Origin of the sequence: uncultured Nitratireductor sp., assembly GCF_913053745.1 — a bacterium.
GTDB lineage: Bacteria > Pseudomonadota > Alphaproteobacteria > Rhizobiales > Rhizobiaceae > Nitratireductor.
In genome coordinates this window covers 1-9,446 of sequence record NZ_CAJXGF010000163.1, presented here as the reverse complement: position 1 = coordinate 9,446, position 9,446 = coordinate 1, and the positions used below count along the sequence as shown (strand labels likewise).

At 63.9% G+C, this 9,446-nt stretch carries 10 protein-coding genes and 1 pseudogene; all 11 read right to left on the bottom strand.

Annotated features, from left to right (window positions below):
* A pseudogene (locus QZ638_RS20050) lies at window positions 1–767 on the bottom strand (hypothetical protein); the annotation flags it as partial.
* A gap of 159 nt (window positions 768–926) precedes the next feature.
* Complete coding sequence (gene rlmH / locus QZ638_RS20045) at window positions 927–1,409, bottom strand: 23S rRNA (pseudouridine(1915)-N(3))-methyltransferase RlmH (protein ID WP_295813665.1); 483 nt, start codon at window positions 1,407–1,409, stop codon at window positions 927–929.
* Window positions 1,410–1,469: 60 nt separating this feature from the next.
* A complete protein-coding gene (rsfS, locus tag QZ638_RS20040) occupies window positions 1,470–1,865 on the bottom strand; it encodes a ribosome silencing factor (protein WP_366936265.1) in 396 nt (131 codons plus the stop codon).
* Window positions 1,866–2,003: 138 nt separating this feature from the next.
* Window positions 2,004–2,597, bottom strand: a complete 594-nt coding sequence (locus QZ638_RS20035) for a nicotinate-nucleotide adenylyltransferase (protein ID WP_295813666.1) — start codon at window positions 2,595–2,597, stop codon at window positions 2,004–2,006.
* Between the two features lie 118 nt (window positions 2,598–2,715).
* Window positions 2,716–4,002: a glutamate-5-semialdehyde dehydrogenase gene (locus QZ638_RS20030; protein WP_295813664.1), complete on the bottom strand. Its 1,287-nt coding sequence runs from the start codon at window positions 4,000–4,002 to the stop codon at window positions 2,716–2,718.
* On the bottom strand, window positions 4,003–5,157 hold the full coding sequence (gene proB, locus QZ638_RS20025) for a glutamate 5-kinase (RefSeq protein ID WP_295813663.1): 1,155 nt from the start codon (window positions 5,155–5,157) through the stop codon (window positions 4,003–4,005). It abuts the gene before it with no gap.
* A gap of 7 nt (window positions 5,158–5,164) precedes the next feature.
* Complete coding sequence (obgE, locus tag QZ638_RS20020; protein ID WP_295813662.1) at window positions 5,165–6,202, bottom strand: GTPase ObgE; 1,038 nt, start codon at window positions 6,200–6,202, stop codon at window positions 5,165–5,167.
* 106 nt (window positions 6,203–6,308) lie between these two features.
* Window positions 6,309–6,902 (bottom strand): GNAT family N-acetyltransferase, encoded by a 594-nt coding sequence (locus QZ638_RS20015; RefSeq protein ID WP_295813661.1) that lies wholly within the window; start codon window positions 6,900–6,902, stop codon window positions 6,309–6,311.
* A gap of 123 nt (window positions 6,903–7,025) precedes the next feature.
* Window positions 7,026–7,295: a 50S ribosomal protein L27 gene (rpmA, locus tag QZ638_RS20010; RefSeq protein WP_295813660.1), complete on the bottom strand. Its 270-nt coding sequence runs from the start codon at window positions 7,293–7,295 to the stop codon at window positions 7,026–7,028.
* Between the two features lie 82 nt (window positions 7,296–7,377).
* Window positions 7,378–8,286 carry a hypothetical protein gene (locus tag QZ638_RS23390; protein WP_366936264.1) on the bottom strand — a complete coding sequence of 303 codons (909 nt, stop codon included), beginning with the start codon at window positions 8,284–8,286 and terminating at the stop codon, window positions 7,378–7,380.
* 23 nt (window positions 8,287–8,309) lie between these two features.
* On the bottom strand, window positions 8,310–9,446 hold a 1,137-nt coding region (gene rocD, locus QZ638_RS20000), incomplete at its 5' end, for an ornithine--oxo-acid transaminase (protein ID WP_295813659.1).

Here is a 9,446-nt window from a genome sequence, read left to right as displayed (position 1 = left end):
GTTTCCAGCGAGCCGATAAGCTCCTGCAGGCTGGTGGCGCGCGCCGCCAGTGTCTCCGCTTGGCGCTGTTCCGCAGCCATGCGGGCTTCGGCTTCCTGCTGAAGACGCTTCTTCTCGTCCAGAAGCAGGGCCAGGCGTTTCTTCTCCTCCGCCTGCTCGGTCACGGTTTTTTGAAGTTTGTCGCGCTCGCCCTCGATGGATGTAACGATGCGCGAGAGATCGCGCAGATCGGCGATCAGAATTTCCGTCTCCGCCCGCAATTCCGGCACCACGGCGCCGAGAAGGATGGCGCTGCGGACCGATGCCAGGGCATCCTCCGGCCGCACGAGAATGGCCGGCGGCGGGTTGAGGCCCATGCGTTGAAGCGCGCCGAGAACTTCGGCCAGGACGCCGCGCCGGGACTGGAGCGATTCGCGCAGATATCCTTCTTCGTGACGCAGCTTCGTGAGGCGAAGCGAAATGGTGTCGATGTCCTCGCTGAGTTTCCGTTCGGTTTTTGCCGCCTGGATGAGCGCTGCGGTGATCGCCGCGTTGTCGTCCTTGATCGCGTCGATCTCCGCGGCGATTTCCGTCAGCCGCTGCTCGGAAAGGGCGATTTCGCGATTGACGTCCTGAAACTCGACCTCACTCTTGTTGTGCCGGGTTTCGAGAACCTGAATCCCGTCCTGCGCGAGAACGGATGCGGGCAACGCGCAAAGGAGGGCTGCGGCGGCGGCTGCAAGTTTCAGTCGGCCAAGATATGGGTGCGGCGCAGGCGCTTTCTTCATCCCTGGTCTGCCGTTTTCACGCGGGGTGGAGATCATTCACGGACAGCATAGGCCAAGTTTCGTTAAGGAAACATCAACCATGCGGCAGCCCAAATACAATTTTTGGTTGTATTTCGCCAGTTGTCAATGCGTGGATGGGAGAGCGGGCCGCCAAGCCGTTCATTCCCGATGATAGGGGTGGCCGGAAAGAATGGTCGATGCCCGATACAATTGCTCGGCCAGCATCACGCGAACGATCTGGTGTGGCCATGTCTGGGCGCCGAAGGCGATGGCACGGTCCGCCGATTTGCGCAACTCCGGGTCGTGCCCGTCCGGTCCGCCGATGACGACGGTAAGATGCCGCCGCCCCTCGTCGCGCAGATCGGCGATGGCCAGGCTCAGTTCCCGCGATGTAAGATTCTTGCCGCGCTCGTCGAGCAGAAAAAGCGCAGAGCCCTCCGGCTGCATTTGCGTGATTTTGCGACTTTCCTCGCGTCGCCGCTCATCCGCAGATTTGGCGCGGCTCTCGGCGATTTCGCCGACGCCGGAAAACTCCAGCCCGATAGCGGGGCCGCTCTTGGCCAACCGGTCCAGATAACGGTCCGCCAAATCCCTCTCGGGGCCGGCCTTCATCCGGCCCACGGCACAAATCGCAATACGCATTCCAGCCTCTCTGCCCGGCAGGCGGAGATGGCTCATGGACGCCGTCGGGGGCGACGGCGATCAGTGAACCGTTTCATCCTCCAGTTCGGGTGCCTGCCACATCTTTTCGATGTTGTAGAACTCCCGGACTTCCGGACGGAAAACATGAACGACAATATCGCCCGTGTCGATCAGCACCCAGTCTGCGCTTGCCAGACCTTCGACCTTGGCACCGCCGAGGCCGGCCTCCTTGAGGGCGCGAATCAGATGATCCGCCACCGCCGCGACATGACGATGCGAGCGTCCCGACGCGATGATCATGTGATCGGCGAGCGGGGATTTGCCCTGAATGTCGATAGAGATGATGTTTTCCGCCTTGGAGTCTTCCAGACTCGTAAGGGCTGTTTCAACGGCTTGGGAAACCAGATTCCGACTGGCCTCGGCCGGCGAAGGCATCGTGTCCGCCTTCTTCGTCATTGCTGTTCTCAGTGTCTTTCCTTTCCAATAAGAACAAGCTCGCCGTAGGCATTGGGCCATACGGTCCCTATTAGATAGGCAGAGTCTCTTAACAGTTTCAAGACATCGCCGATCACATGTTTTCGCATGCTTGTCTGCTTATCGCGTTTCTTTTGCCGCATTTCTGATCGCGGTCGAGGAGAGCGAAGAGCGCGGGCCGTGTATAAAGGTCCAGGCTGGCGGCCTGCTGCGGGCCAGGATGGGGGCGTCGTCTTCGTCGATCCGCGCATGGTCGAAGGTCTTGGCCATGGTGGAGGAGAGAAAGGCCAGTGTTGCACCGGGGCGGTCGATGACCGCGATGGGCATGCTCCGGGCGATGTCGCGCCAACGCTCCCAGCGGTGAAAATCGCGCAGACTGTCGGCTCCCATGATCCAGACGAAATTGACACCGCGATTGCGGGTTTGAACGAGATCTATCGTGTCGGCGGTGTAGCGGATGCGATGGCCGGCCTCGAATGCCGTCACCTTCACGCGCGGGTCGGTGGTGCATTTTTCCGAAAGAGCGAGTCTTTCGGAAAGCGGTGCCAGATCGCGATGGCTTTTCAGCGGATTTCCCGGCGTGACGATCCACCAGAGCTGATCGAGCCGTAGGCGCCGCAGCGCGATCTCGGCCACGAGCGCATGACCGGCATGCGGTGGGTTGAAGGATCCGCCGAACAGGCCCACCGCCATCCCGCGCTCCACGTGGGGCATGCGCAGGTAGCGCGCCGGAACGCTGGATGTCGGAACGCTCATGGTTCAGTTCTCGCCGAATGGACGAAGTTACGGGCGGAGATGGCCGAAACGGATGTCTGCATCAAGACGGCCGGGCTCAGGGCCGGGTCTGGCCGGAGCCATGGACGCGGTATTTGAACGAGGTCAATTGTTCGACCCCCACGGGTCCTCGCGCGTGCATCTTGCCCGTGGCGATGCCAATTTCCGCGCCCATGCCGAATTCGCCGCCGTCGGCGAACTGAGTGGAAGCGTTGTGGAGCAGAATGGCGGAATCGATTTCGTTGAAGAAGCGTTCCACAGCGGCCGCATCGTCCGCGACGATCGCTTCGGTGTGGTGCGAGGACCACGTGCCGATGTGACGAATGGCTTCTTCGATGCCGTCGACAAGCTTCACCGAGATGATGGCGTCGAGATACTCCGTGCTCCAGTCTGCCTCTGTTGCCGGCGTGGCTGTGGCAAAGTGGGCGCAGACCTCCTCATCGCCGCGAATGGCGCAACCGGCCTTTTCGAGCGCCGTGAGGACGGGCATGAGAAGCCGGTCGGCGGCGGCACGGTCGACGAGCAGCGTCTCGGCTGCCCCGCAAATGCCGGTTCGCCGCATCTTGGCGTTGACGGCGATTGCGACCGCCATGTCGATGCCGGCCGACCGGTCGAGATAAAGGTGGCAGATGCCTTCCAGGTGGGAAAAGACCGGCACGCGTGCGTCGTTCTGCACCCGGTCGACAAGGCTGCGCCCGCCTCGGGGAACGATCACGTCGATCGTGCCGCCGAGCCCCTTCAGCATCTCGCCCACTGCGGCGCGGTCGGTCACCGGCACGCGCTGGATCGCGTCGGCGGGCAAGCCCGCCTTCTGCAACCCCTCGACGAGGCAGGCGTGGATGGCGGCGGACGAATTGGCCGAGTCGGAGCCGCCACGCAGGATAACCGCATTGCCGGCCTTGAGACACAGCGCGCCGGCATCGGCGGTCACGTTGGGCCGGCTCTCATAGATGACGCCGATGACGCCGAGAGGTGTGCGTACACGCTCTATGTGAAGCCCGTTGGGACGATCCCATGCGGCGATCACATCGCCGACGGGATCCTTTAGCGCCGCGATGGCTCGGATGCCTTCGGCCATGCCGGCGATGCGGGCGGGATCGAGCTTCAACCGATCGAGGAGCGCGGGCGAAAGGCCTGCCTTTTCGCCGCGCGTCATATCTTCGAGGTTTGCCTGGAGGATCGCCGCTTCATTGCGTGTGAGTGCGTCGGCCATGGCCTCCAGCGCGGTGTTCTTTTGTTCTGGTGTAGCGATGGATAACGGGCCGGCCGCCGCGCGGGCACGCGCACCGAGATCGTTCATCAGCACGGCGATATCCGCGCTGTCCTGCCTGTTTTCCATCAGCATTCAACCCTCCGCTTTTTCAGCCCCGTTACGCCGCGCCTGCGGTGTCGTCACCAGGTCGTCGCGGTGCACCATGGCCGTACGCGCTTCATATCCAAGCACTTCGGCGATGTCGCCGCTTTTCAGCCCGGCGATTCTTACGGCATCCGCGGCATCATACGCAACCAGCCCGCGGGCGACCTCTCGCCCTTCCGGACCGAGGATGGCCACCGTATCGCCGCGCGCGAAACTGCCGGAAACCCGCGTGACACCGGCCGGAAGAAGCGAGTTCCCGGCGGCAAGCGCGAGGACCGCCCCGGCATCGACGCCGATAGTGCCTGCCGGCTCGAGTTGGCCCGCGATCCATGTCTTGTATGCGCGCACCGGTGCCTCGCTGGCGCGAAAAAGCGTCGAGCGTGCGCCATTGTCGATGGCGGCGAGCGGGTTCAGCCGCGTGCCGGACGCGATGACCATGGCCGTTCCCGCTGCCGTGGCTATACGTCCGGCATCGAGTTTCGTGCGCATGCCGCCACGCGAAAGCTCGGAAGCGGCTGCCCCCGCCATGGCTTCGATTTCCGGCGTTATGGCATCGACGACGGGCAGAAACCTGGCATCGGGATCGCTAGCTGGCGGTGCGGTGTAAAGCCCGTCCACATCGGACAAGAGGACGAGAAGGTCCGCGCCGAGCATGGTGGCGATCCGGGCGGCCAGGCGATCGTTGTCGCCGTAGCGGATTTCGCTGGTGGCCACGGTGTCGTTTTCGTTGATGACCGGCACGACGCCCATCTTGAGAAGCGTGGAAACGGTAGCGCGCACATTGAGATAACGGCGGCGCTCTTCCGTGTCGCCGAGCGTGACGAGGATCTGGCCCGATTTGAGGCCGCGCCTGCGCAATTCCTCATCCCATGCGCCGGCCAGCGCGATCTGGCCCACCGAGGCGGCAGCCTGGCTCTCCTCGAGCTTCAGTGTGCGCCGTTCGATGCCCAGTATGGTGCGTCCGAGCGCGATGGCGCCGGAGGAGACCACCAGCACCTCCACGCCGTCGGCGTTAAGGCCGGCGATGTCGTCGACGAGGGCGGAAAGCCATTCGCGCTTTAGCCCCTTCTTGCGGTCTACCAGCAGAGCGGAACCGATTTTGACCGTGATGCGGCGGTGGCTGTTGAGCGCGGGGCGGGTCATGATCGGCCTATTTCTGCCAGCGCTCATCGGCCGTATCGGCCTCGGTTTCTTCGGTACGCGCGTCCTGTATGATTTTCATCAGCGCGCGCAGCACCTCCTGCACGCCCTCGCCCGTGGCGGAGGAGAGAAGAAGGGGAGGCTTTCCGCAAGCCTCGGCCAGAGCGGCCTGTTTCTCGGCGCGGGCCTCCGCATCGAGCAGATCGACCTGGCTGAGCGCGATCACTTCCGCCTTGTCGGTGAGACCGTGGCCATAGGCGGCGAGTTCGCCGCGAATGGTGTTGTAGACGGCGGCCGGGTCTTCCTCGCGCGCGGAGACAAGATGCAGAAGCACGCGGGTACGCTCCACATGGCCGAGGAACCGGTCGCCGATGCCCACGCCCGCATGCGCGCCCTCGATCAGGCCGGGAATGTCCGCCATGACGAATTCGCGCGCATCGATGCGTACCACGCCGAGATTGGGGTGCAGTGTCGTGAACGGGTAGTCGGCAATTTTTGGCTTGGCCGCCGTGACGGTCGCCAGGAAAGTGGACTTGCCGGCATTGGGAAGGCCGACCAGGCCGGCGTCGGCGATGAGCTTGAGGCGCAACCAGATCGACGCTTCCTCGCCCGGCAGGCCGGGATTGGCGCGACGCGGGGCCTGGTTCGTGGAGGATTTGAAATGCTGGTTGCCAAAACCGCCATTGCCGCCGCTGGCGAGCCTGAAGCGCTGGCCGACTTCGGTCAAATCGCAGATCAGCGTTTCGTTGTCTTCTTCGAACACTTGCGTGCCGACCGGCACCTTGAGCACTGCGTCGGCGCCTTTGGCGCCGGTACGGTTGCGCCCCATGCCGTGCACGCCGGTCTTGGCCTTGAAGTGCTGCTGGTAGCGATAGTCGATCAGCGTGTTGAGGCCCTGAACGGCCTCGACCCAGACATCGCCGCCACGCCCGCCATCGCCACCGTCGGGACCGCCGAACTCGATGTATTTCTCTCGTCGGAACGATACGGAACCCGCGCCGCCGTCGCCGGAGCGGATATAGACTTTGGCCTGGTCGAGAAATTTCATGGATTTGACCGCTTTTCCGTGTCGTTGCGCAGAACCGTCTACAGCATCGTGCGCGCAAGTGCGAGAGCGGACGGGGCCCCGTTGCCCGACCGCTCCCGGTTTCCCACTACGCGCCCCAGCTCCTGAGGCTCACCCAGGTGCTGCGATCGAGCTGGTAGCGCTCGATCGGCACCTTGCCTGCGACGACGGAATCCATCATGCCCTGGCCGGCATACTGGAAACCGCATTTGTGAATGACGCGGCGCGAGGCCGTGTTCGTCACACGGCAAGAGACGGTGAGCCGGTCGATATCGGTCGCGCGGAAGGCAAGGTCGACAAGCGCATGCGCGGCCTCCGTCGCATATCCGCGTCCCCAATAGGGCTCGCCGACCCAATAACCTATCTCCAGGCCGTGAGCGCGATTTTCGAGGCCGGCGCAGCCAATGAACGCGCCGCTCTCGGACAGGGTGATGGCGTAGGTGCAGCCGTTGATCGCGCCGGTGCGGATGTTGGACAGAAAGTTGTGCGCGTCGCTGACACGATACGGATTGGGCAATCGGCCGAGCATCTCGGCCAGTCGCCGATTGTTGGCGAGTTCCACCAGTTCGGTCACGTCGTCGTCGCGCGGGATGCGCAGAACGAGGCGCTCCGTGACCAGGACCGGGCAGTCTATGCTGACGCTTCGACTTTCACTCTCTATCTCTTCACTTTCGGCAACCATCGTTTTTCCTCCGGACAAAATGAAAGGGGAGATGGCGACCCATCTCCCCTTTCGAACCTATTTCCGGAATGTCCAGACACCGGTCCCCGAGATGGGTCGCCGGTGTTTGGTGAAGCGGACCGGCTATTCCGCTGCCTCCGTAATCGGGTTTACGGATACGTAGGTTCGACCATTGGCTTTCTTGGCATACGAGACCGCGCCGGCCTCGAGTGCGAAAATCGTATGGTCCTTGCCCATGCCGACATTGACGCCGGGATGCCATTTCGTGCCGCGTTGACGGATGATGATGTTGCCTGCGAGAACTTTCTCGCCGCCGAATTTCTTCACACCAAGGCGTTTGGACTCGGAATCGCGACCGTTGCGCGACGAACCACCAGCTTTTTTGTGTGCCATTTGCTTGCTCCTTTGCGCCCGAAAGAGCGCTTGCATTCCTAATGCGCCGTCAGGCGCCGGATTTCAACCCTGCGGCGAATGATTATTTCGCCAGTTCCTTGGCCTGTTCGCGCCAGTCCTTGATCTGGTCGGCGCTGAAGGGCATGGCCTCGTCGATGCGCACCACGTCCTCGTCGGTGAGATCGGCCACCTGAGCGTAGGTGGTGATGCCCTGCTCGGCGAGCTGGCCGGCTGCCACCGGGCCGATGCCCTTGATCTCTTTCAGGTTGTCCCGGCCGTCGTGCAGCGGGGCGCCGTTGACGTCGGCACGCGCTTCGTCGGTATCGTCATCGGCTCCGGCATCGTTCGACGCGTCGAGCGCGCGCGACATCGAGTCTCGATCGATGGATTCGACGTGAGTGTGATCCGACGCCCGGCCCGACTCGAGTTCGAGGATGCGCTCGTAGGCGCGGTCGAGGTCGGACTCCAGGCGCTTGGCGTCCGCGTCGCGTTCGCGATAGCGCTGGATCAGCGGCGGCAGGCGGTCCTGCCAGCTCTCCAGCTCGCGGCTCAGCTTGAAGATCTTGTCGTCCTTTTCCCGCAGCGAGGTCTGCAGCGAGTTATCCGCTTCGGCCCGATGGCGCAGTTCGGTGTCGAGTCGCCGCCGTTCGTTCTGCGCCGCCTCGAGCTTGCCGCGCACGTCCTTGATTTCGCGTTGCAGGTGATCGCGTCGCTCGAAGGCCTCCTTCAGCGCGGTCGAGAGCTCCCGTGCGCGGTTCGACGCATCCTTGCCCGAGGCCTGGAACTGGCTGACCTGTTCCATCAGCCCCTGGTTCTGGTCGACGAGCCGCTTGTGCTCGCCGCGCTGCGCGTCGGTCCGTTCCTTCCATCTTGCGTTGAGCGCCGCTTTCTCGTGCCGGACGCGCTTGCCTCGCACGAGCCAGCCGATGACGATGCCGGCGAGGGTCGCCACGGTCAGCAGGATGATCTGCAGTACGCTAATGTCCGGCATCCTCTCCCCGGGTCCCGGCGACCTTACGACGCGAGCCGCAGTCGGTCCATCTCCGCGATGACCTCGCGAATCTGCCCGATGGCCCAGTCCACCTGTTCGCGCGTGACGACCAGCGGCGGCGCCAGCCGGACGACCACCTGATGCGTCTCCTTGCTCAGCAACCCGCGCTCCATCAGGGCTTCGCACATGTCGCGCGCGCTGCCGAGGTCCGGGTCGAGCTCGATGCCGACGAACAGTCCCCGGCCCCGTACTTCGCGAACCAGCGGACTCGAAATCTCGCGCAGTTTGCCGATCAGGTAGTTGCCGAGTTCGGCGCTGCGCAGCGCGAGATTCTCGTCGACGAGGATGTCGAGCGCCTCGAGGCCGACCGCGGCCGCGAGCGGGTTCCCGCCGAACGTACTGCCGTGATCGCCGGGGCGGAACACGTCCATCACGTCCTTGCGCGCAAGGAACATCGAAACGGGCAGGATGCCGCCGCCCAGCGCCTTGCCGAGGATGAGGCCGTCCGGCTTCACGCCTTCGTGCTCGCAGGCGAGCAGGCGCCCGGTGCGCCCAAGGCCCGTCTGGATCTCGTCCGCGACCAGGAGCACGTTGTGCTTGCGGCACAATTCGGCCGCTTTGGCGAGGTAGCCGTCCGGCGGCACGATGATGCCGCCTTCGCCCTGGATCGGCTCGACCAGGAACGCCGCCGTGTTCGGGGTGATCGCTGCTTCGAGAGCCGCGATGTCACCGTAGTCGACCAGCCGGAACCCGGGCGGGAACGGACCGAAGCCCGCCTGGTACTGCGCCTCGTCCGACATGGCCACGATCGCGATCGTCCGGCCGTGGAAGTTGCCGGTGCACGCGATGATCTCGGCGCTGTCATTCGCAACGCCCTTCACCGTGTAGGCCCACTTGCGCGCCGCCTTGATCGCGGTCTCGACGGCCTCGGAACCGGTATTCATCGGCAACGCCATGTCCTGGCCCGTAAGCTCGCAGGCGCGCTTCAGGAACGGTCCCAGCTTGTCGGTGTGGAACGCGCGCGACACGATGTTCAGCGTCGCGACCTGTTCCTGCACGAGCTTCACCAGCCGCGGATGCGCATGCCCGTGGCTCACGGCGGAGTACGCACTCATCATGTCGAGATAGCGCTTGCCGTCGTCGTCCCACACGTAGGCACC

What these genes read in the sequence shown, in the direction of transcription:
- QZ638_RS20015 (WP_295813661.1), bottom strand. Translation starts at nt 6,902, where the DNA reads ATGGTTGCCGAAAGTGAAGAGATAGAGAGTGAAAGTCGAAGCGTCAGC.
- proB (WP_295813663.1), bottom strand. Translation starts at nt 5,157, where the DNA reads ATGACCCGCCCCGCGCTCAACAGCCACCGCCGCATCACGGTCAAAATC.
- rsfS (WP_366936265.1), bottom strand. Translation starts at nt 1,865, where the DNA reads ATGACGAAGAAGGCGGACACGATGCCTTCGCCGGCCGAGGCCAGTCGG.
- rpmA (WP_295813660.1), bottom strand. Translation starts at nt 7,295, where the DNA reads ATGGCACACAAAAAAGCTGGTGGTTCGTCGCGCAACGGTCGCGATTCC.
- rlmH (WP_295813665.1), bottom strand. Translation starts at nt 1,409, where the DNA reads ATGCGTATTGCGATTTGTGCCGTGGGCCGGATGAAGGCCGGCCCCGAG.
- QZ638_RS20030 (WP_295813664.1), bottom strand. Translation starts at nt 4,002, where the DNA reads ATGCTGATGGAAAACAGGCAGGACAGCGCGGATATCGCCGTGCTGATG.
- QZ638_RS20035 (WP_295813666.1), bottom strand. Translation starts at nt 2,597, where the DNA reads ATGCCCCACGTGGAGCGCGGGATGGCGGTGGGCCTGTTCGGCGGATCC.
- QZ638_RS23390 (WP_366936264.1), bottom strand. Translation starts at nt 8,286, where the DNA reads ATGCCGGACATTAGCGTACTGCAGATCATCCTGCTGACCGTGGCGACC.
- obgE (WP_295813662.1), bottom strand. Translation starts at nt 6,202, where the DNA reads ATGAAATTTCTCGACCAGGCCAAAGTCTATATCCGCTCCGGCGACGGC.